General features: G+C 54.4%; 21 protein-coding genes. 20 read left to right on the plus strand and 1 reads right to left on the minus strand.

Annotation, left to right across the window (positions count from 1 at the left end; genetic code table 11):
• Positions 1–6: 6 nt before the first annotated feature.
• The 14 genes from MKY74_RS17190 to MKY74_RS17255 all read left to right on the plus strand — a co-directional run bounded on the left by MKY74_RS17190 (position 7) and on the right by MKY74_RS17255 (position 16,650).
• Positions 7–903, plus strand: a complete 897-nt coding sequence (locus MKY74_RS17190; RefSeq protein ID WP_076167385.1) for a carbohydrate ABC transporter permease — start codon at positions 7–9, stop codon at positions 901–903.
• A 61-nt stretch (positions 904–964) separates the two neighbouring features.
• A complete protein-coding gene (locus tag MKY74_RS17195) occupies positions 965–2,623 on the plus strand; it encodes an extracellular solute-binding protein (protein WP_076167383.1) in 1,659 nt (552 codons plus the stop codon).
• Positions 2,624–2,637: 14 nt separating this feature from the next.
• The gene (locus MKY74_RS17200) at positions 2,638–4,836 is read left to right on the plus strand and encodes a hypothetical protein (protein ID WP_084203740.1); all 2,199 of its coding nucleotides are present in this window, start codon (positions 2,638–2,640) and stop codon (positions 4,834–4,836) included.
• A gap of 272 nt (positions 4,837–5,108) precedes the next feature.
• Complete coding sequence (locus MKY74_RS17205; RefSeq protein WP_076167381.1) at positions 5,109–5,468, plus strand: hypothetical protein; 360 nt, start codon at positions 5,109–5,111, stop codon at positions 5,466–5,468.
• Positions 5,469–6,008: 540 nt separating this feature from the next.
• Positions 6,009–6,503 (plus strand): cation:proton antiporter regulatory subunit, encoded by a 495-nt coding sequence (locus MKY74_RS17210; protein ID WP_076167379.1) that lies wholly within the window; start codon positions 6,009–6,011, stop codon positions 6,501–6,503.
• 4 nt (positions 6,504–6,507) lie between these two features.
• Complete coding sequence (locus MKY74_RS17215) at positions 6,508–7,734, plus strand: cation:proton antiporter (RefSeq protein WP_076167377.1); 1,227 nt, start codon at positions 6,508–6,510, stop codon at positions 7,732–7,734.
• 163 nt (positions 7,735–7,897) lie between these two features.
• Positions 7,898–8,797, plus strand: a complete 900-nt coding sequence (locus tag MKY74_RS17220) for a YitT family protein (RefSeq protein WP_076169451.1) — start codon at positions 7,898–7,900, stop codon at positions 8,795–8,797.
• A gap of 529 nt (positions 8,798–9,326) precedes the next feature.
• Entirely contained in the window at positions 9,327–10,307 is a 981-nt protein-coding gene (locus tag MKY74_RS17225; protein WP_076167374.1) for a LacI family DNA-binding transcriptional regulator, read from the plus strand.
• A 1-nt stretch (position 10,308) separates the two neighbouring features.
• Complete coding sequence (rbsK, locus tag MKY74_RS17230; protein ID WP_076167372.1) at positions 10,309–11,187, plus strand: ribokinase; 879 nt, start codon at positions 10,309–10,311, stop codon at positions 11,185–11,187.
• Entirely contained in the window at positions 11,187–11,585 is a 399-nt protein-coding gene (gene rbsD, locus MKY74_RS17235) for a D-ribose pyranase (RefSeq protein ID WP_076167369.1), read from the plus strand. Before rbsK ends, rbsD begins: the two co-directional genes overlap by 1 nt.
• Positions 11,586–11,600: 15 nt before the next feature.
• On the plus strand, positions 11,601–13,082 hold the full coding sequence (locus MKY74_RS17240) for a sugar ABC transporter ATP-binding protein (RefSeq protein ID WP_076167366.1): 1,482 nt from the start codon (positions 11,601–11,603) through the stop codon (positions 13,080–13,082).
• A 1-nt stretch (position 13,083) separates the two neighbouring features.
• Positions 13,084–14,052, plus strand: a complete 969-nt coding sequence (gene rbsC / locus MKY74_RS17245; RefSeq protein ID WP_076167363.1) for a ribose ABC transporter permease RbsC — start codon at positions 13,084–13,086, stop codon at positions 14,050–14,052.
• Between the two features lie 16 nt (positions 14,053–14,068).
• The gene (gene rbsB / locus MKY74_RS17250; RefSeq protein WP_076167360.1) at positions 14,069–14,992 is read left to right on the plus strand and encodes a ribose ABC transporter substrate-binding protein RbsB; all 924 of its coding nucleotides are present in this window, start codon (positions 14,069–14,071) and stop codon (positions 14,990–14,992) included.
• A 389-nt stretch (positions 14,993–15,381) separates the two neighbouring features.
• Positions 15,382–16,650, plus strand: coding sequence for a S8 family peptidase (locus MKY74_RS17255; RefSeq protein WP_076167358.1), 1,269 nt, complete (start codon positions 15,382–15,384; stop codon positions 16,648–16,650).
• 59 nt (positions 16,651–16,709) lie between these two features.
• On the opposite strand, the gene MKY74_RS17260 is transcribed toward MKY74_RS17255, so the two are convergent.
• Positions 16,710–18,146 (minus strand): MFS transporter, encoded by a 1,437-nt coding sequence (locus MKY74_RS17260; protein ID WP_076167355.1) that lies wholly within the window; start codon positions 18,144–18,146, stop codon positions 16,710–16,712.
• Between the two features lie 354 nt (positions 18,147–18,500).
• Here MKY74_RS17260 and MKY74_RS17265 point away from each other — a divergent pair, with 354 nt between their 5' ends.
• The 6 genes from MKY74_RS17265 (at position 18,501) to MKY74_RS17290 (ending at position 22,267) form a co-directional block, all read left to right on the plus strand.
• On the plus strand, positions 18,501–18,782 hold the full coding sequence (locus MKY74_RS17265) for a hypothetical protein (protein WP_076167353.1): 282 nt from the start codon (positions 18,501–18,503) through the stop codon (positions 18,780–18,782).
• A 77-nt stretch (positions 18,783–18,859) separates the two neighbouring features.
• Positions 18,860–19,369 (plus strand): hypothetical protein, encoded by a 510-nt coding sequence (locus MKY74_RS17270; RefSeq protein WP_076167350.1) that lies wholly within the window; start codon positions 18,860–18,862, stop codon positions 19,367–19,369.
• Between the two features lie 176 nt (positions 19,370–19,545).
• On the plus strand, positions 19,546–20,028 hold the full coding sequence (locus MKY74_RS17275; protein ID WP_076169448.1) for a DinB family protein: 483 nt from the start codon (positions 19,546–19,548) through the stop codon (positions 20,026–20,028).
• An 83-nt stretch (positions 20,029–20,111) separates the two neighbouring features.
• Complete coding sequence (locus tag MKY74_RS17280; RefSeq protein ID WP_076167347.1) at positions 20,112–20,414, plus strand: YciI family protein; 303 nt, start codon at positions 20,112–20,114, stop codon at positions 20,412–20,414.
• 251 nt (positions 20,415–20,665) lie between these two features.
• On the plus strand, positions 20,666–21,634 hold the full coding sequence (locus MKY74_RS17285; protein ID WP_076167345.1) for an acetylxylan esterase: 969 nt from the start codon (positions 20,666–20,668) through the stop codon (positions 21,632–21,634).
• Between the two features lie 108 nt (positions 21,635–21,742).
• On the plus strand, positions 21,743–22,267 hold the full coding sequence (locus tag MKY74_RS17290; RefSeq protein WP_076167343.1) for a cysteine hydrolase family protein: 525 nt from the start codon (positions 21,743–21,745) through the stop codon (positions 22,265–22,267).
• Positions 22,268–22,355: the final 88 nt, after the last annotated feature.

A 22,355-nucleotide genomic window follows, 5' to 3' on the forward strand; every position in this document is an offset into this window, starting at 1 on the left:
ACCTACGTGGAGAAACGATCGTTTTCCTGGTTTACCGTATTGAATTATTTCCTGCTTACGCTGTTCGCCTTTTCCATGATTTATCCGTTCATTTACGTGCTTGTGTACTCGCTGAATGACGGTAAAGATTCCATGATGGGGGCTCTGTATTTCTTTCCGCGGAAATTCACGCTGGACAATTACGCCCAGGTGTTCGATAATCCGCAGATTTGGCAGGCTTACAAAATCACGATTTTACGGACGCTGCTCGGCACGGTGCTTAGCGTGCTGCTCAGTACGCTGATGGCCTATGCGTTGGCCAAAAAAACGCTGCCCGGGCGCACGTTTTTCACCTTTTACATTTTTCTGCCCACGATTTTCAGCGCAGGCTTTATCCCTTATTTCATTACGTTGCAGAAGCTTCACCTGATCAACAACTTCTGGGTGTATGTCATTCCGTTCCTGTTCAACTTTATGCATATCGTCATCATCCGGACGTTTATACAAGGCATCCCGGAAGAGCTCGAAGAAGCCGCCCGGATTGACGGCTTGGGCGATTTCCAAATCTTCATGCGCATCATACTGCCGCTGTCCGGTCCGGTACTGGCGACCATTTCGCTGTTCGTCGGCGTGATGCACTGGAACGACTGGTTCACCGGCACCTATTACGTGTCCAACAAAAGCCTCATCCCGGTGCAGACCCTGCTTCAGCAAATGCTGACCGAAGCGGAGGCGCTGTCGTCCTCGATGCAGCGGGCTGCGCAGCAGGGTGGACAAACCGTCAATGTCAGCGCGGCGGGGGCTACGCCGGAATCGCTCCGGATGGCACTGCTCGTCATTACCGTGTTTCCGATCCTGTGTATCTATCCGTTCCTGCAGCGCTATTTTGTCAAGGGAACGATGATCGGATCCGTCAAAGGGTAAGGATAGACGTCCTGATTGCGGGACTATATCATATACATTCATTCAAATTGGGAGGGTTCATATGAGAAAAAAGCGGTTTAAATTGGCAGCTTCTCTGATGGCGTTTACCCTGATATCCGGCATGCTGTACGGCTGCAGCAGCAGCGGCAGCGGCGACAGTGCGGACGGGGGAGACAAAGGCGCGGACTCCAAAACGGTTACGCTCACGGTGCTGAATAACTGGAACGGTTCCTCAGGCTCCGATTCGGAAACGAACCCTGTACTCAAAGCGATCGAGGAGAAAACCGGAATCAAGGTAAAAATCGACTACACGAAAGGCAGCGAGGCCGAGAAAGTGAACACGATTTTTGCGACGCAGGACCTGCCGGACATTTATACCGGACCTGCCTGGGGCGGCGAGCTGGACGGTATCATCAAGGCAGCTAAAGAAGGCCAGCTTGTGGATTTGACGGATAAAATCGACCAGTATCCGAACCTGGCCAAGGCGATCGCCAAGGAAAACGTGCCGCCGGCGCTGTACGAAAAAGCAATCGGCGGGATTGACGGCAAGAAGTACATGCTGTACCAGAACCAGCCGGCCACCGACAAGGACGTCAACGACTGGCTGTACGGATTTTACGTGCGGAAGGACATTGCCGATAAGATCGGAGTCGATCCGCAGTCCGTGAAGACCAAGGACGATTTCTACAATTTCCTGAAAAAGATCAAGGACGCCAATCTGAGCGAAAACGGCGCACCGGTCATTCCGCTCGGCGGCTTCCATGACGGATGGGCGGTAGGTATCGGGAATACAATGTTCTACGGGGCCGATTACCAGGATAAAGGCGACGGCACGCTGGAGCATGTGTTCTTCACGAAGGCTTACGAGGATTACACGCTGTATTACCGCAAGCTGATATCCGAAGGACTGCTGGATCCGGATGCTTTTACGCAGACAGACCCGATCGCGAACGAGAAAATCAAGCAAGGGCGCATCGCGGTATTGTCGGCGCACTACCCAGCCATTCTGGACGCTTCCAAGGAATATGTGAAAGCGCATCCGGGCAGCGATTACGTCCCTGTCGGACCTCTCGAGCGGGCCGGGGCAGAACCGAACCGTCCGGTCGACCTGAACATTCAAGGAAATAACGTTACCGTCATCACGAAAAAAGCCAAAAACGTCGACGCCGCGCTGAAGCTGCTCGATTTCCTCGCTTCCGACGAAGGCTTCATGCTGGTGCATTACGGTATTCAGGGGACGCATTGGGATATGGTTGACGGCAAACCGGCCGCCAAGCAGGAATGGTTCGACAAGTTTACGGCGGACACGACGGGCAAGGCGAAGAAGAACGAAGGCATCAGCATCGGTCTGGAAAATATGACCGGCATGGACCGTATTAATTCGGTCGGCGGCGGAGACATTTGGGCAGACCAGGAACGGCTGAAAGCGATGGACAACGCGCGTAAAATTTTGCGTCCGAACGGTATCAGCGTCATTTCCGCCTTCAATCCGGGGGATGTGATCACCAAATCGCCGCAATGGGAAACGCTGAAGCCGTCCATGGACCAAATCGGCGACGTATGGAAGCAGGCGATCTTCGCCAAGTCGGATGATGCGGCCCTGAAGGTGATCAACGACCTTCGCGAGCAAATCAAGAACACGGGTTACGATGACGCCATGAAGTATGTCAACGAAGAACTGAAAGGGAAAGAAGTCGTCAAATTGTCGATGCCTAACTAAAGGAGGGTTCACCCTTGAGCAGCCGATTGGGAAGCAAAGGACCGGAGTGGACAGGATTTCAGGAATCCCGTCCTTACGGGCCGAAGTATGATCTCCGCACGGATTTCGTTATGGTCTACGGCATATCGGATGATTTACCGGAGCGCATTCAAGGCTGGAAGCAGGCAGGATACACGATTCATCTGATGACCGGCGTATCATGGGGGGAGTACCAGGATTATTTGTACGGCCGCTTCGACGGGCGCAATCACTGGGACGAAGCCCAGGTCAACCGGGCGGGGGATCAGGTAAGCCACGGCAAGGACGTCCCGTACATGGTGCCGACCGTCTCGTTCGCCGAGTATTTGGCGACTCATATCAAGCGGGCGATCGACAGCGGCGTCGAGGCCATCCATATGGAGGAGCCGGAATTCTGGGCAGCTTCGGGTTACTCCGAAGCCTTCAAGCGGGAGTGGCGGAACTACTACGGTGAGGATTGGATTCCTCCGCACTCGTCGCCCGACGCCCAATACCGCGCTTCCAAGCTGAAAGCGTATGTGTACTACCGGGCGCTGGACCGGATCTGCAGCCAGATGAAGGAGTATGCGCTTGTTCACTATGGCCGCACAGTCCGATTCTATGTCCCGACGCACAGCCTGATCAACTACACGCAGTGGCGGATCATCAGCCCGGAAGCGCTGCTTGTGAACATGCCGGCCTGCGACGGCTTCATCGCCCAGATCTGGACGGGAACTGCACGGACCGCAAACGTCTATAAGGGTGTCCGTAAGGAACGTACTTTTGAAACGGCATTCTTGGAGTATGGCGTCATGCAGGAGCTGACCCGCGGCACAGGCCGCGAAATGTGGTTCCTCCACGACCCGATCGAGGACAATCCGCGTTATACTTGGAAGGATTACGCGTACAATTACCGCTCGACCGTCGTGGCCTCGCTGCTGCATCCGGGCGTTTCCCAATACGAGGTATGTCCTTGGCCTTGGCGGGTGTTCGAACTGGGGTATCCGAAAGAGGGCGGCAGCGGCAAGGAAGTTATTCCGGCAGGCTATAAAACGTCCCTGCTTACCGTCATGAACGTGCTGCGGGACATTCACCGGTATGACGGGGATGTGCAGGAAGGCAAGGCGACGACCGGCGTCGGCGTCCTGCTGGCGAACTCCGCGATGTATCAGCGGGGCGACGTCGATCCGGACGAAGACGGACGCAAACAGGAGTTTAAGTACGACGGCACCTCCGGTACGGAAGAGCTGAGCGAAGCGCAGCAGGAGCTGCTGGATTGGTCCGCCTTTTACGGGATGGCGCTGCCACTCGTCAAAGCTGGCATTCCGCTGCGGCCGGTCCAGCTGGACAATATCCTGACCTTTCCCGGATATTTGGCGGATTACCGCGTGCTGCTGCTGAGCTATGAGCTGATGAAGCCGGAGCATCCCGGCATTCATCAGGTTCTCGGGCAGTGGGTCCGCGAGGGAGGCGTATTGATCTATTACGGCGACGGGAGCGATCCTTTCCACAACGTGCAGGAATGGTGGAACCGCGACGCCGGCCGCGCCTATGACCGGCCGGAAGAGCATCTGTTCGAGTCGATGGGGCTGGGGCGTAACCCGGGCGAAGGAGAGCACCGGGTCGGCGATGGGGCCGTGCTGTACTACCGGCAGCATCCTGCGGAATTGTCCCGCTCGGAGGAAGGCGCCGAGCAGGTGCGGAGCAGCGTGCATCAGGCGCTTCAGTTCCGCGGGGAGCAGGACGCGTACCTTGAGAGCGGCCTGCTTCACATCCGGCGCGGTCCGTATGTAATCGCGCATGCGCTCGACGAGCGCGATGCCGCGGAGCCGGCGGCACAGCTCGAAGGGGCGTTCGTCGATCTCTTTGATCCGGAGCTGCCCGTGCTGAGCCGCGTGGAGCTTCAGCCCGGTGATGACCGCCTTCTGTATGATCTGGACCATCCGGCGGCACAGTTGCAGGACCAGCCGGTCATTCTTGTCAGCGCATCCCGGATTCGCGAGGAGCAGTACCTCGAAGGCAAGCTGACATTCGTCTCCGAGTCCCCTTCCGAAATGAAGGTCAGCACGCGTATTCGCGTTCCGGCAGAACCGTCGGCCGTGACGGCAGGGGGACAGCCGGCAGCCTGTGCCTATGATCCCGGTTCAAAAACGGTCTTGATCCGATACCCCGGCGTACCGGAAGGGATTGAGATCGCGGTGAATTGGGCGGAATAAGCTTATCTGCAAGTTTTTTTGGTGAGATTGTGAAGAAAACCGGTGGAGCCCCTTGGTTCCGCCGGTTTTTTGGTCCTACTGCTATTGCTGTCTCTGTCATCACCTCTGGAGTTCTGGTATCGAGGCAGCCGCTTGCGTCAGCCCTTCAAAATCGATCAAAAATTTTTATCAGAGTGTTCACAGCTTGTCTCAGCTTGTCCATCAGTTTGAAGACATCCTCTAATTTGTGTTAGAATAATCATATATGAATTTTTCACAAGAGGGGGGATAGGATGGCAGCATGGATGAATAGACTTCGGATGATGTTCATTGTCGTTCTGGGTGTCATTCAGATGGCAACCTTTCCCGTTTCCCTGGAAGAAGAAGTGTTTACCTCCCCTGCAAGTTCGACGGAAACCGAGACGGTGTACAGCCGGATCGATCCTCCAAGCAAACCGCTCGTACGGAAAACGCCAACCCTCATGCAGAGACTGATCATGCTGGCGTCAGCGCTTCCTCTCTGTTTTGTGCTGCCGCTGCTGCTTGTGCTGCGTATTCCGAAACCGCGGCTACCCTTTGTTCCGTGTGTTTTTCTCCGTAAAAAATATTTACTGCTGCTTCCGATAAAATTTACCTCGAGTTATGTGGCTTAATCTCCTTCCTGAATAAGCGGTTCCTTATTGGCATGCGCCGGGGCATTCTCGAACCTGGATTGTAAAAAAGCCGATAGCGGGACGGTTCGTTTCGTGTACCCAAAAATGGATGAAAGACCGCAGGATGGCTTGGCTCTGTGACAGCTGCTGTTCGCTGCGTGTGGCAATGCCGTTGTGTTGGCTGACGTGTGAAGAATTTCGTTATTGATATTTTTGTCACGTTTTATGTTGATCGTTTGTTTTTTCTGCCATGGCTGGATTTAGTTTGAAAGTAAATCGGTTAGGCATATTTCAATGTTTTTTATAGTGGATCAGCCAGGCTTTTTGGGCTTTGATGCAGTGCTGGATTGGCTGCGGATTGCAATGGCTTTGATGGCAAATGGTATACCTTTGTTACGGCGCAGCATTTAGTCTGAGTGTGTTTTGTTGCGGTTGCCTTGAGCCTTTTCGAAAAAACGCGGCATTCTGCCACTTGCAGCAACCCAATAATATGTGAAATGTTTCTCAAATATAAACATGTAATTACAGGAGGCTATTCTCATGGATATTCGTGAGTCTGTATTGCCCGGAATCGGGATGAAATATGTAATGGATACCGCCAGCGGCGACCGGATGGTCGTGGTCATTCATGATGACGGCCGGCGTGAACTGTACCATTTTTCGTACGAGGATTTGGACCAAAGCATCTCGATGGTGACCCTGGAAGACCCGGAGGCGCGGCAGCTGGCCGCTCTTGTCGGCGGTATGACGTACAAACCGAAGCAGCTCGAACGGGTGGAAATGGCGTTTGACGAGCTGACGATCGAGTGGTACCGGATCGAGCCCCATTATGGATGCACGGGAAAAACGATCGGTGAGCTGAACATCCGACAAAATGCCGGGGTTTCGGTGATCGCGCTGCTGGATAAACGTAACGGCAAACAAGTGAATCCCGGCCCGGAAGCCGTGCTGAACGCGGAGGCGACGGTTGTCGCCATCGGAGAGCGGGAGCAGCAAAAGCGGTTCAAACAAATTCTGATGAACGGAAGCGGGTGAAAGGATGGAGCATTTGGTCTTTGAAATTGGTTTAGCGCTAGTCCTCATTGCACTGGGGGGACTGATCTCGGCAAAGCTGCGGTTTTCGGTGATCCCTTTCTATATCCTGATCGGCATGGCGGTAGGTCCGCATGCGATGGAGCTGTGGCATTTCGATTTCCGGTTTATCGACAGCGCGCCGTTTATCGATTTTATGGGCCGGATCGGCGTTTTGTTCCTGCTGTTCTACCTCGGGCTCGAATTCTCCGTCGGCCGGCTGATCAAGTCGGGTCGGTCGATCGCCGTAGGCGGTTCAATATATATCGGCATTAATTTTACGCTTGGGCTGATGCTCGGATTTTTCAGCGGGTTTCCGCTCGCCGAGACGCTGATTATCGCGGGAATTACGACGATTTCGTCCAGCGCGATCGTAGCGAAGGTGCTGGTGGACCTGAAACGGACCGCCAATGCAGAAACCGAAATGATTCTCGGCATCATCATGTTCGAGGACGTCTTCCTCGCTGTGTATATCTCGATACTGTCCGGGTTTGTGCTCAGCGACTCCAGCTCGATCGGCGGCGTGCTGCTGTCGGCACTCGTGTCACTCGGGTTTATGCTCGCCGTCATTATTCTCGGGCGCAAAGCGGTGCCTTATCTGAACAAATGGCTGCGAATCCGTTCCAACGAGCTGTTTGCCCTGGTCATTTTCGGTGCGCTGTTTCTGGTCGCCGGCTTTTCCGAAACGATCCACGTGGCCGAGGCGATCGGGGCGCTGCTGGTCGGGCTGGTGCTGGCCGAAACGGAACACGCCAAGCGGATCGAGCATTTGATCATGCCGTTCCGGGATTTTTTCGGGGCGATCTTTTTCTTCAGCTTCGGCCTGTCCATTGATCCGATGTCCTTGGGCGGAAGTGCCATATGGCTTGCACTGGCAGCGGTCATTGTGACGCTGATCGGGAACTTTAGCGCAGGCATGCTGGCCGGGCGAACGGCTTCGCTGTCTCCCAAAGCATCGGCCAACATCGGGCTGACGATCGTCTCGCGGGGCGAATTTTCGATCATTATGGCCAACCTGGGCAAAGACGGCGGCCTGATGGAAATCCTCCAGCCGTTCTCGGCGATCTACGTGCTGATCCTGGCCATCCTGGGTCCGCTGCTGACGAAGCAGTCGAAATCGATTTTTACCTTCTTGAACCGCTGGATCAAATTTAAGGACCGAAAACCGGGGATTCAGAAGGAAGAGGCGCTGTAAAAAGCCGAAAGAATGCTGCAAGGCTAGTTCCATTGTTCGCGAGGGTGAAGTGGCTGGATAAGACTAACGAATGTTTGGGTAAATGCGATCCCATCCAATGGACTTCCATTTCAGTTTAGGGAGGGAAGGTTATGCATGATCCGATCAAGCAGGCCGTATGGTCATGAGAAAAACATTTGGGGCTTCCGGCAGAAACAGCAAGCATGCCATTCTCAAATCGGTGATCGGCGGCATCGCCGCCTCGGTCGGCGTTGAGCTGTTTCTGCATCCGCACGAGCTGATCGCCGGCGGCGTCACCGGGATTTCCGGCCTGGTGTCGTTTCACACCGATAATCATTTCGGGATGCTGCTGGTGCTGTTTAATTTGCCGCTGCTGTTCTTTTATTCACTTCTGGGCCGAAAAAAAATATTACTCCAGGTGCTCCCGGGGCTGCTTGCATTTGCCGGGTCGGCGTTCCTGCTGGCGCCGCTGCCAGCCGTCAGCGGTGAGCCGGTCATTGCCGCGCTGGCAGGCGGCCTGTGCCTTGGCTTTGGCGGCGGGCTGGCCGTCAAATCAGGCGGCCTGCTGGACGCGCTTGGCCTTGAAAAAACCGACCGCATCCGATCGGCCGGGATTCAGGCGGGCACCCGCCCGGCCATCTCCGTGGAACGGCTGCTATTGCTCTGCCACGCCCTGGTGCTGGTCACCGCCGGCGCGGCTTTGGGGTGGGAGCGGACGCTGTACTCCGCGTTCGCCTGCCTGGCGGCATATGAAACCGCCGGGATCGTCATATTCGGGTTTCGCCGATTGGCCGGCGTGACGACGGCGAATCCCCGGCAGGTGGAAGCCGAAATGAAAAGCCGGCTGCGGCTCGAAGGACTCGCGTGGAATGATGCCGGGATCGGCCATGACCGTGCTCGTGAGATTGATCGTGACAGCGACTACGCGCGGGTTTCCGCTCAGACTCGATTGATATACAGTGTGCATCTGCTGGATGTGCCGCGCTTCAAGGCGGTAGTTCGCAAAGCCGATCCGCAGGCGGAGATCGTATGGGTGGAGCGGTCCGGAATGAAGCAGGAATAAGGCAGGAACGAAGCAGGAATACAGCAGGCATGAAGCAGGCATGAAGCAGGCATGAAGCACGAATGAAGAAAGTTTAAGTGGCAAGGGGCATAGTGCCTCGAAGTATCTGAAATTTACTCTTGTTTGGCAAAACAGAGCATTACAAGCTAACTAGTTGCAGAAGTGCATGCGTAAGTGCAGTTCATTTCCGGTGAAACGGCCGCAAGCCAGTGAATCGGAAATGAACTGCACTTTTTCCGTTGTTCGCCAAAGCAGATTTTTTGACTGCAAATAATTGCTCTTTGCTGTTTTTTGCATCTATTGATGACCGGGCGGAAGTAGCGGTCACAAAATAGCTGTTACTTTTACGTCCTATACTGCACTGAGGACACCAAGCACAATGTGCTTATTTTTCCGCACCGCGCCTGCATTTTATACCATCTGCAAAAATTATCCAATCAAAAAATTTTGAAAGCGCTATTGTCAAACGCAAAGTGATGTGTTACTTTATGTGTGTAACCGGTTCCACATTTCGAGGTGATAATTTCAGATGGTAACGATTAAAGATGTAGCACGCCATGCAGGGGTTTCGGTTGCGACCGTATCCCGGTGCATTAATGAAACAGGATACGTACATGCCGATACCCGCAAGAAAGTGGAAGACGCGGTTCGAGCGTTGAATTATGCGCCAAACGAGGTTGCAAGATCATTATACAAACGCAAGTCGAGGCTGATCGGACTTTTGCTGCCTGACATTACGAACCCCTATTTCCCGCAGTTGGCGCGGGGCGTGGAGGACGGCATGCAGGCTAATGAATTCCGCATCATTTTCGGCAATAGTGACGAGAACGAGCAGAAGGAACAGGAATACATCCAGACCTTCATTCAAAATAACGTGGTCGGCGTCATCTCTTCAACCAACCGTCCGGATTCGGATATATACGCCAAGCTGAACATCCCGGTCGTGTTTCTGGACCGTACGTCCAGCGACAGCCCGTCAGTGTACTCGGACGGACGCAAGGGCGGACGGCTGGCCGCACAAGAAATGATCGCCCGCGGCAGCAAGCGGATCACGGTCCTGCGCGGACCCGTACATATCCGTCCCGCCCAGGACCGGTTCCAAGGCGCCGTGGAGGTACTTGAGGAAGCGGGTATCGACTACAACATCATTCAGACTTCGTCCTTTTCCTTTGCGGAAGCGGAAAGCTGGGCCAAAGAGCTGTTCGCCAAACATCTCGACACCGACGGGGTCATCGCCAGCAACGATATCGTGGCAACCGCCGTTTTGCATGAGGCTCAGCGCCTCGGCAAGCGCGTGCCGGAGGATGTGCAGGTGATCGGTTTTGACGATATCCCGCTCAGCAGCCTGCTCTCCCCGTCGCTGTCAACGATCCGGCAGCCGGCCTACGATATGGGCAAGGAAGCGGCGCTGCTGCTGATCCGCCTGATCGAGCAGGGAAACGTGGACAATCGAAATATACAACTGCCCGTATCTTTTGTAGAGCGGGATACGACCAGAAAGGTGGATTAAGATGGCTAACATTTGCGTAATCGGAAGCAGCTCGATGGACCTGGTAGTGACATCGTCCAAACGTCCGGGAGCGGGGGAGACCGTTCTCGGCGAGAGCTTTAAAACCGTGCCTGGAGGCAAGGGAGCCAACCAGGCGGTGGCAGCCGCCCGACTCGGGGCGAGCGTCAGCATGATCGGCCGGGTGGGAGACGACCACTTTGGCGAAGCCATTTTGAACAATTTCCGAGCTAATCAGGTTTCTGTAGACTATGTGGAACCGGTTACAGATATGGAAAGCGGAACGGCTCACATCGTGCTTGCCGAAGGGGACAACAGTATCGTTGTTGTTAAAGCAGCTAATGATGAGGTCACGCCGGCCTATATCGACCAGGCTGTACAAGCGATCACCGCGGCCGATATGGTGCTGATCCAGCAGGAAATTCCCGAAGAAACGGTGGAGCACGTAAGTCGGATCTGTGCCGAGCACGGCGTCCCGCTGCTGCTGAATCCGGCGCCGGCGCGTCCGGTCAAGGACGAAGTGATCGAGAACGCGGCGTACATCACGCCGAATCAGCACGAAGCTGCGATCATGTTCGGCGAAGGCCGGGTATCCGAAGCGCTGCGCCGGTATCCGAACAAGCTGTTCATTACCGAAGGCAGCAGCGGTGTACGTTATTTTGACGGACAGGAAGAGGTTGTGATTCCTTCCTACAAAGTCGAAGCCGTCGATACGACCGGCGCCGGTGACACCTTTAACGCGGCTTTTGCCGTAGCGCTGGCTGAAGGCAAGCCGATTGCGGACAGTGTCCGGTTCGCCAACCGTGCCGCTTCGCTGTCGGTCATGAAGTTCGGCGCGCAGGGCGGCATGCCGACACGTCAAGAAGTGGAGGAGAACCTGTAATGAAAAAACATGGGATGCTGAACAGTCACATTGCCAAAGTCCTCGCCGACCTCGGCCATACCGACACGATCGTCGTGGCCGATGTGGGCCTTCCCATCCCCGAAGGGGTCACCAAAATCGACCTCGCCCTGAGGCTTGGGAATCCGAGCTTTGAGGAGGTCGTGAGTTCCATCGCGGAGGACATGGAAATCGAAAAGGTCATCGTCGCCGCGGAAATGAAAACGGATAACCCGGAAGCGCAAGCTTACATTGACCATACATTTGCGGATTGCCCGATTGAGGACGTGCCTCACGAACAGTTTAAAGCTTTGACCCGCACAGCCAAGGCGGTCATCCGGACCGGAGAAGCCAAGCCGTTCGCCAACTGCATTCTGCAATCCGGCGTCCATTTTGGATAAAGAGGAGGAACCCTTATGCACATACAAATGCAAGGCATTTATAAATCCTTTGGCACCAACCACGTGCTGAGCGGTGTGGATTTTGAGCTTCGGGAAGGCGAAGTTCACGCCTTGATGGGGGAGAACGGTGCCGGCAAGTCCACCCTGATGAACATTCTCATTGGTCTGCATCAGCGGGATGAGGGCGTCATCCGGATCGACGGCAAGGAGACGTATTTCCCAAACCCGAAGGAAGCGGAAAAAGCGGGCATCGCTTTTATCCACCAGGAATTGAACATTTGGCCTGACATGACCGTCCTTGAAAACCTGTTTATCGGCAAGGAAATGACCACGAAGTGGGGACTGCTCAGCACCAAACAAATGAAAACGCTGGCAAAGGCCCAATTCGACAAGCTGTCGGTAGACATCCCCTTCCAGCGTGAAGCCGGGGAGTGCTCGGTAGGCCAGCAGCAGATGATCGAGATCGCCAAGGCGCTCATGACCGACGCCAAAGTCATCGTCATGGACGAGCCGACGGCCGCGCTGACTGAGCGGGAGATCCGCAAGCTGTTCGACGTCATTGCCGCCTTGAAAAAGGAAGGCGTTTCCATCGTCTATATTTCTCACCGGATGGAAGAAATATTTGAAATCTGCGACCGGATCACCGTCATGCGCGACGGTAAAACGGTGGATACGAAGGACATACCGCATACCAACTTTGACGAAGTCGTGAAAAAAATGGTCGGCCGCGAGCTGACCGAGCGTTACCCGCAGCGGAACCCGTCGCCCGGCGATGTGGTGCTCGAAGTGAAGAACGCCACCCGCAAGGGATTGTTTGAGAACGTCAGCTTTCAAGTGCGTTCCGGCGAGATCGTCGGCTTCTCCGGCCTGATGGGTTCGGGGCGGACCGAGATCATGCGCGCCCTGTTCGGGCTCGATCACTTGGACAGCGGCGAAATATGGATTAAGGGCAAAAAAGCCCATATCCGCAAGCCTGACGATGCGGTCAAACGCGGCATCGGTTTTATTACCGAGGACCGGAAGGATGAAGGGCTGCTGCTCGATTTTTCGATCCGGGAAAATATGGTGCTGCCAAGCTTGTCCGGCTTTACGTCCAAAGGCTTTATTAACGGGAAACGGGAAAAAGACTTCGTTGACCTGCTGGTCAAACGGCTGCAGATCAAAACGCAGTCTGCGGAAACCGCGGCAGGCGACCTGTCGGGCGGTAACCAGCAAAAGGTCGTCATCGCCAAATGGGTTGGCATCGGTCCGAAAGTGCTGATCCTGGATGAGCCGACACGCGGGGTCGACGTTGGGGCGAAGCGGGAAATTTACCAACTGATGAACGAATTAACCGAACGCGGCGTTGCGATTATTATGGTTTCCTCCGAGCTGCCCGAGGTGCTGGGCATGAGCGACCGGATCCTGGTCGTCCATGAAGGCGAAATCAGCGGGGAACTGAGCAGCGAAGAAGCCACGCAGGAAAAAATAATGACGTTAGCAACAGGGGGACAGTAACATGACAACCATTCAAGACGCTAAAAAACCAAAAGGTTTCCAACTATCGCAAGTGACGCAAAAGCTGGGCCCGCTGCTGGGGCTGATCATCCTGATCATCATCGTGTCGGTGCTGAATCCGAGCTTTTTGGAACCGCTTAACATTCTGAACCTGCTTCGCCAGGTGTCGATCAACGCGCTTATCGCGTTTGGCATGACCTTCGTCATCTTGACAGGCGGCATCGATTTGTCTGTCGGTTCGATTCTCGCATTGTCCAGTGCGTTTGTCGCCAATATGCTGGTGTCGGGGTTTGATCCGATCCTGGCGATCATTATCGGCTGTCTTCTCGGCGGCGTGATGGGTATGGTGAACGGCCTGCTCATTACAAAAGGTAAAATGGCGCCGTTTATTGCTACACTGGCGACCATGACGGTATTCAGAGGCTTGACGATGGTGTACACGGACGGTAACCCGATTACAGGACTTGGCGACAGCCGGCTGTTCCAGCTGTTCGGGCGCGGATACGAGCTCGGTATCCCGGTACCGGCGATCACCATGATCATTACCTTTGTCATTCTGTGGGTCATTCTTAATAAAACGCCATTTGGCCGTAAAACCTATGCCATCGGCGGCAACGAAAAAGCATCGATCGTATCCGGTATCAAGGTACCGCGCGTAAAAATCATGATCTATTCCCTGGCAGGACTGCTGTCGGCTCTGGCCGGCGCCATCCTGACCTCCCGCCTGAATTCGGCGCAGCCGACGGCGGGCACATCCTATGAGCTTGATGCCATCGCGGCGGTCGTCCTTGGCGGCACGAGCTTGTCCGGCGGACGCGGACGCATCGTCGGCACCCTGATCGGCGCGCTTATCATCGGTACACTGAACAACGGTCTGAATTTGCTCGGCGTTTCTTCCTTTTACCAAATGGTCGTCAAAGGGATCGTCATTCTGATCGCCGTCCTGATCGACCGGAAGAAATCCGCATAAGAAGGAGTAGATCATCATGAAAAAATTAACGCTAATCGCAGCTGCACTCTTGTTGATTCTGACCACAGGCTGTTCGCTGGAACCGCCGGAATGGGCCAAGCCCAAAACGGGCGGCGATATTAAGGAAATGAAAATCGGCTTGTCCGTCTCCACGCTCAACAATCCGTTCTTCGTCTCGCTGAAGGACGGCGTGGTGGCCGAAGCCAAGAAGCAGGGTATGGAAACGATCGTCGTCGACGCCCAGAATGACTCGGCCAAGCAGAGCAATGACGTAGACGACCTGATCCAAAAAGGGGTCAACGTGCTCCTGATCAACCCGACGGATTCCGCCGCGATTTCCACGGTCGTGCAGAACGCCAACGATTTGGGGATTCCGGTTATTACGCTGGACCGTTCCTCGGACAAAGGGGACGTCAAAGCGCTGGTTGCATCGGATAACGTCAAGGGCGGTAAAATGGCGGCCGAATACATCGTGAAGATGCTCGGCAAAGGCGCCAAAGTCATCGAGCTGGAAGGCGTGCCGGGGGCATCCGCAACCCGCGAACGCGGCAAAGGCTTCCACGAAGTGGCCGACACTGATCTGAACGTGATTGCTAAGCAGGCGGCCGATTTTGACCGGACCAAAGGTCTGAACGTCATGGAAAACCTGCTGCAGGGCAACCCGGACGTGCAAGCCGTCTTTGCCCACAACGACGAGATGGCGCTCGGCGCGATCGAAGCGATCCAAAGCTCCGGCAAAAATATCCCGGTCATCGGATTCGACGGCAACGAGGACGCGCTGAACTCGATCAAAGCCGGCAAGCTGACCGCCACTGTGGCGCAGCAGCCTGAGCTGATCGGCCAGATGGCCGTGCAGGCGGCGAAGGACGTGCTGCAGGGCAAAACGGTCGACAAGTCGATCCCGGCTCCGCTGAAGCTGGTGACGAAGGATCAGCAGTAAGATCGCAGCGAAGAGGTAACGAATAAGCAGATCAGCAAAGAGATAGATTTTTATATTCAAATGATAGAACAAAGCATCTAAGAACGGTGACGCCCCTCAGTCTGTCTTACGCCAATGCCGCGTAGGAAGGACGGGGGCTTTTTTTATGCTCAACGGTTGCTGGAGAGATGGGCTGACAAGGTGGATAATACATCGCTTAGCCCGCCGACATCTACCAACATGGCACAGAGTGCACCCATATCAGCGTATCTGCACCATTTGGTTTAATGACTCTCCCTGCGGTTTGGGTTATTCCTGGGCTAACGCTGAGGCAGCACGGCAAAGGCACACCAATGCGGGCGATGTCACATATTCTATCAGGAATACATCCTCCAAATGAGGTGCATACAGTGAAGCAGCTGGAGAAGTTATTGAAGAAAACGGCCGTCAGCCGCCCGAGCAAAACAACAAGTCGTCAGATCGTCGTGTTCAAAACGCAGCAGGATTACCGGCAGTGCCTTGATATACTCAACGCAAATGGAATCAAACCGGTGAAGGCCGTGGACAGCCACCGGCTGATCTGCTGCCATTTTCATCGCTCCACGGATATGAAAAAAATAAAACAGCATCCCCTTGTCGCCTATGTCCAGCGGGACGCGAAAGTGAAGGCGCACGCGATCAAGCCTGCTGCTGCCGCCAAACGCGGCAGTGCGAACAAGGCCACCAAGAAAAGCGCATTGGTGGACACGGCCAAAATTCCCTGGAATGTCAGCAGGGTGAAGTCGCCCGAGCTGTGGAACCGGACGAAGGGCCGAGGAGTCAAGGTGGCCATTATCGACACGGGCATCGCCAAACATCCGGATCTGTGTATCGCGGGCGGTGTAAATACGATTACCGGCGGATCGTTTCAGGATGACAACGGCCACGGCACACATGTGGCCGGAATCGCGGCAGCCACCGGACGGCAAAAAATTTTCGGCAATGCGCCCAAAGTCAAGCTGTTCGCCGTCAAGGTGCTGGACCAAAACGGAAACGGTTTTGTTTCCGACATTGTGGAAGGGATCGACTGGTGCCTCAAACGGGGAATCAAAGTAATGAACATGAGCTTCGGGCTGACCGGATCAGGCAATAACAAGGCGCTGCAGGACGCCATTAAACGTGCAGCCAAGCAGGGGGCCGTCATTTCGGCGTCCGCGGGAAACGAGGGGACGATGTTCAGCCCGCTGATCGACGCCCCGGCCCGCTATCCCGAGACCATCGCTGTTGCAGCCACGGATCGAGCGAACCGGGTTGCCGATTTTTCGAGCCGGGGGAACGGCATTTCCGTCGCGGCGCCGGGCGTCGATATTTTGTCGACCCTGCCCGGAGGCACGTACGGCAAGATGTCGGGAACTTCGATGGCAGCCCCTCATGTGACGGGGGGAGCCGCGTTGCTGAGGGCGCTGTTCCCAAGGATGAGACCGGCCGAAATTAAGCGCCGTTTTGAAGCCAGCGCGCTTCAGATTCCGGGAGGCCGGCAGGCGGTAGGCGCCGGACTGCTGCAGGTCGCACCCGCGGCGGTCATACCCGCGGCGGTTGCTTCAGGGAGCCGATTCCCAAGCAAGACGCGGCGCTTGAAGAAGGCAAAGTCTGCGTCCCGGCCGGTGCTGTTAATCCCTTCCGGCCGGAGCAAACGGTAAGAAGGAGCAGGCGAGATGCCTGCTCCTTTTTCATCGACCACCGATGGGATATGGAAAGATTAACGTTCATTCATCTGAATTAACGCGGCGGGAGAGGACGCTCTCCTTTTGTTAAACCATACAACGGATACCACAATGCCGGCCAGGGCAAGCACCATGTTCATGCCGAATGCCCAGTGCAGCGCATGGTTCAAGTCGGCGGGGCTCCCGGCATCCATACCGTGGCCCGGTCCGAGGCCGGCGGTTATTACCGCCAGAATGACAGCAAGGCCGATGGATCCTCCAATCTGCTGCCCGGTGGAGACAAGAGCCGAAGCCACGCCTTGATACGCGGGCTCCATTCCCGTTCCTGCGGCGATAAACATCGTGGTGAAGACGATGGCCTGTCCGAGGCCCGCCAGAATGATTCCCGGCATGATGCCCCAGAAGGAACCGTTCGCCGATATTGGCATCAACAGCAGGAATCCGGCGGCACCCAGCGCCATTCCGATTCCAATCGTCCCGGCCATTCCGGTGACGCTCAAGAGTCGGTTTACGAGCTTTGCCCCGAGAAATGCGCTGATCGTCAGCGGCAGGAAGCTGAGACCGGATTGGATCGCCGTATAATGAAGCACCTGCTGCAAGTAGATGGTCAGAAAATAATACAGCGAACCGAATGATGCGGAAAAGATAACTGCCGTCATTACAGCTCCGCTGAAACTGCGGTTTTTGAGCAGCTTGAATGGCATAAGCGGATTGGCGGTGCGCCGTTCAATGATTGCGAACAGCACAAGCAGTATTACACCGGCAATGCCAGGAATGAGCGTTGATGCAGCCGTCCAGCCTTCCTCCGGACCTTGGATTAGATAATAGACGACCAGAATCATACCGGCCGTAACCGATATTGCTCCAGACAAATCAAAATGCCGTTGCTGTGAAGACGATATTCTGCTCTCAGCCAGGACGAAAGGTGTCAAGATTAAGACGATGACGGCAACCGGTACGTTCACATAGAACGTTGCGGCCCAACCAGAATAGCTAGTCAAAAAGCCTCCTAAAAGCAGACCGAGCGACATGCCCACGCCTCCCATTGTGGACCAGATTCCCAAAGCCCGGTTACGCTCGGGACCTTCTTCAAAGTTGGACATAATGAGTGACAGGGTAGCGGGGGAGAGAAGCGCGCCTCCAAGTCCTTGCAGCCCCCTGGCAAGAATCAGGGTCATGCCGTTCGGTGCAAATCCGCCGGCCAGTGATCCCAGCCCAAACAGTGCCATCGCAATCATAAACATTCTCCTTCTGCCGAGTACGTCGGACATTCGCCCACCGATCAACAGAAATCCGCCGAAGATGAGCGAATAAGCGCTGACCACCCACTGCAGGGAAGACGCGGTAAAATGAAGATCCTGGCCGATGGACGGCAGCGTCACATAAATGATCGTGTAATCGAGCGCCAGCATCAGCTGGGCGATCGCCAGAACAAAAATAGCCAAGCTCTTGAATGAATAACGTGTTTTCATGATTCATCCTTCTTTCTCGTTGGAGTGAAGTTCGTAGAAGTATTGCTTTTAATTAGACTGGATAGTCTGGAAATGGCAAAAAAATAATAGACCAAATAGTCTGGAATAACCGAAAAAGAAACGCATATTTAGATGCGCTATTTTCGCTGATATGGGTGAAGCACGGATAATCCTGGGCTCAGACCATTTCCGTGATGTCAGAATCACCTCCTGAACACATTGTATTCATTCCGGACTAAAAGGTCAAGAATGAAAATTTGAAACAAATTATTCAATCAGCGTCTCCGATCTCGGGACTTTACTTGAAAAATATGGTATATAGTTAAGGGATGGAGCTGTGAAAGGAGCAGTGGAATGGAAACTAGTAAGTACTGGATCCTCTATGTCTGTTCCATGACCGCGGGGCTGATCCTCCTTCTCTCGGGACTGGCACTTTGGATCCCCAGAACGACGAGATCGGATACGCCCGATGCGTATTATATTGTTTGGTACTGCCTGAAACTTCTCCTTCCCACCGCAGGCTTACTGCTGATGGTGATCGGATCCTTCGTTTATTCCGCTTACAAGGACTTATACCGGGAGATTCGGGAACTAAAAGACCATGTCCGGTCGCTGGAGAAAAAAATATCCGGTTAAAATGAAGCGGCGGGCAGGAGGTTTACGAAAAAAAAACCTTTATCCAGCCCCTGACTCAAAAAAAGGAGGAGTGCATTTTGCGATTGATATGGGCAACGTTCCTGTTAGTCTTCCTGCTGTCCGGCTGCAGCGAAGTTAAGAAAGAAACAGTAGGGGGATACGAAGATTGGCAGCAGAGCCCCTCGTTTACGATTTCCAAATCCGGACCTGATGGGAATCCGGTGCCGTACGGGCTTAAGGGAAGCAAAGACAAATTTGCCATCGTAGACGGCTTAGTACAAGCGAATTCGAGCAACAAGCAGCTCCTCCACTTTTGGTGTGACACGCCGGAAGAAACCGGGCGGCTGCTGGATAAAGATGTGAAAGTCATCGGAACAAGCCGGGAGACGGGAGAGCAGGTGACGGCTTTTGAAGGGAAGACGCAAATCCAGAATGACGATCCTGTGAAGGAGCCGCGGGAGTACGTCGAGTCTGTTGGCTATCTGAATCTGCCGGCCAAAGGATTATGGAAGCTGGACGCCTACATCGACGGGAAAGCAAGTGGAAGCATCGTCATCGAGGTACATGACAAGCCCGGGCAGCAGTGACCCGTGGTTCCACACCTCTTCAAAAATATAAACTTTTGTTCTACTTGAAAGGCAGCGGTATAAAACGGGTATATTTTAATTTTCCATTGTGCTCCCGCGCGCTATATGAGTAAATGAAATAGCCGTTTAGGCATGAATGACAAAGACCGATTCCGATACGAAAGAGGAGATTGCTCATTAAAACGTTATTCCAATATAATTGGCAGGTTCGTGAAGATTGGTTCCGCTGGTGTGAGAGCGTGCCGGAGGAGGAGCTGCTTCGCACCCGCACAGGCGGAGTAGGCGGAATTCTGCACACCCTGTTTCATATCGTCGATGTGGAATGGAGCTGGGTTCGCTGCCTGCAGGGAAAGCCTGATTTTCAGGAGAGCTTTGACGGATACCGCAGTCTGGACAAGGTGCTGAAACTGCAGGAAGCGTTCAAGCCGGAAGTAGAGGAGTTTGTTTATTCCTGGAATGATGCTTGGGAATACAACGTATTCCGCGATGTCCATCCGGACGGCCACCCCGTTGAGGACAAATGGGGCGAAGTGATCCGGCATATGATCGCTCACGAGATTCACCATGTCGGGCAGCTGTCCGTCTGGTCCAGGGAACTCGGGCTCAAGCCCGTCTCCGCCAATTTGATCGGCCGGGGCTTGATGAATCGTCAAGCATAACTGCCGCTTTCTACAAACTATGGATCCCTCGTCACCATCCGTTATAATAGAATGAGAACGTACATTCGGATGGAGGGTTTCTCATGAGAAGCTTTCTGGTGTTATTAGGGAATAAACAAACCGGGAGTCTCCGCGAGGATTTATTAGAGCAGCATGTTCAGCATCTTGAGGCGATGAGCCGGTTAGGCTGTCTGCGGTTATGCGGACCTTTTACAGACGGGGACGGTGCGGTGATGGTCTTCAGCGGACGCAGCGCCGAAGAGGTTGAGGACTGGGTCATGCAGGATCCTTTTATTAAGGAGCGTTACTATGCCTCCTACGACATTAAGGAGTTTACGGAAGCGAATGAGTCAAACCGCTGGCTGATGGGCGAGCCAGAGGCATGACAAGTAAGCTGGAGAGCGTGCGGGCAAACCGTGTTTCTATCCGCGTAGGACGGTAGAATTCACGGTTTTTTCGTGTTGCGGGGAATTTGACGTGCCTAAACAACGTCCCCAGGGTATGTGGAGCAGAAGCTGATTCTGACCTTTGGGATCGCCCGGAGTTGCCAATATTCTTATCAGAGGACCGAGGCAAATACCGGTGCAAAAACGGGGCATATCCGGTATACTGCTTGTTATGAAGGAGGATGGAACCGATGGGCTACACAGACGAGGTGTCGAAGGAACTGTACAGTTACCTTCCCCCTCTCACCAAGAAAGACGATTTCGACGAGTTTTGGGAGACGACCATCAGGCAGGCCAAGGAGGTCCCGCTGGACCCGGAGCGTACGCTGATCGAATATCCGGCGCGGCACGTGAAGGTATACGACGTTTCGTATTGCGGAATGGATGAGACGAGAATTTACGGCTGGCTGATCGTTCCCGCTTTTGACAACAAAGAGAAATATCCCTGCCTGATTCATTACCATGGTTTTACCGGCAGCAGGGGCAAGCCTTCCGAGCTGATGCACTGGGTGATGATGGGGATGGCCGTATTGTCGGTAGACTGCCGTGACCAAGGCGGGCGGACCGGCAACAGCGCTTCATACTCGCACGGATATGTGGCGAACGTGGCCAGCAAAGGCGTACATAACAAATGGGAATATTATTACCGGTATGCATACATGGATGCGCTGAAGGCGATCGATTTTGCCTGCGCTCAAGCGGATATCGACGCTTCAAAAATCGTGATCGAGGGCGGCAGCCAAGGCGGTGCGCTCGGGACGGCGGTATCTGCCCTGGACGACCGTCCTGTGCTGGCAATGGTTGACGTGCCGAGCAACAGCAATCTTGTTTGCCGGATCGAAGGCAACCACGGGGCTTTCGCAGCGGTAGCCGAGTACTTAAACCGCCACCCGGAGCAGACGGATCTTGTAATGGACAACCTGAGCTATTTTGACACGATGAATATGGCCGATCTTATCGCGTGCCGGGTACTGGCCAGCGTTGGACTCAAGGACGAAACCTGTCCGCCCCAGATGTATTTCGCGACTTATAACCGGATCCAAAGCGACAAGGACATCGTCATCTATCCGTTCAACGGACATGAAGGCGGCGGGGCAGGCCAGACCGAGGTTAAGCTGCGGTATTTGCGGGAGCATTACCCGGAGTGGTTCACGGCATAGCATAATTTCGCATTGACCAGGAACGTATGTTCCGATATGATGATTTCAAGACAGCATGCGGAATGAACACAGAACCAATGAATTCCATTCTGGAAGGAGAAAGCAAAAATGAGCAGCGGTACCGCATTATTGGTCATTGACGTGCAGGAAGGCATGTTCGTACCGGAATATCCCGTTTTCGACGGCGAAGCTTTGTTGGACAAGATCCGGGGTCTTGTCACGGACGCGCGCTCAAGCGGTGTACCTGTCGTGTACATTCAGCATAACGAAGAACCGGGCGAGCAGCTGGAGCCGAACAGCTTTGCATGGCAGATCCAGTCCCGGATCGCACCTGCCGAAGGGGAGATCGTCGTACAGAAATTTACGCCCGACGGGTTTCACGAGACGGACCTGCAGGAGAAGCTGAATTCGCTTGGCGTGCAGAGGCTGATCGTGTCCGGAATTCAAACCGACTTGTGCGTTGAAGCTACCAGCAAGCGCGCTGGACAGCTGGGCTACGAAGTGGTTGTCGTTGAAGACGCCCACACGACGTATGACCAAGGCGGCAGGACCGCCCGGGAGATTATCGAGGAATACAACGGGATGTTCCGTGATTTTGCGAAGGTTCAGCCAGCGGCAGCCATTGCGTTCTAAGGAAGTCCGGATCCCGGCTGGAATGAAACAGTCAGCACTTATAAAGTTTAGGGTATGGTTGGGAAGGAGCCCACGTTGATGACAACGA

Origin of the sequence: Paenibacillus sp. FSL R5-0378 (genome assembly GCF_038009285.1) — a bacterium.
GTDB classification, from domain to species: Bacteria; Bacillota; Bacilli; order Paenibacillales; family Paenibacillaceae; genus Paenibacillus_AQ; species Paenibacillus_AQ favisporus.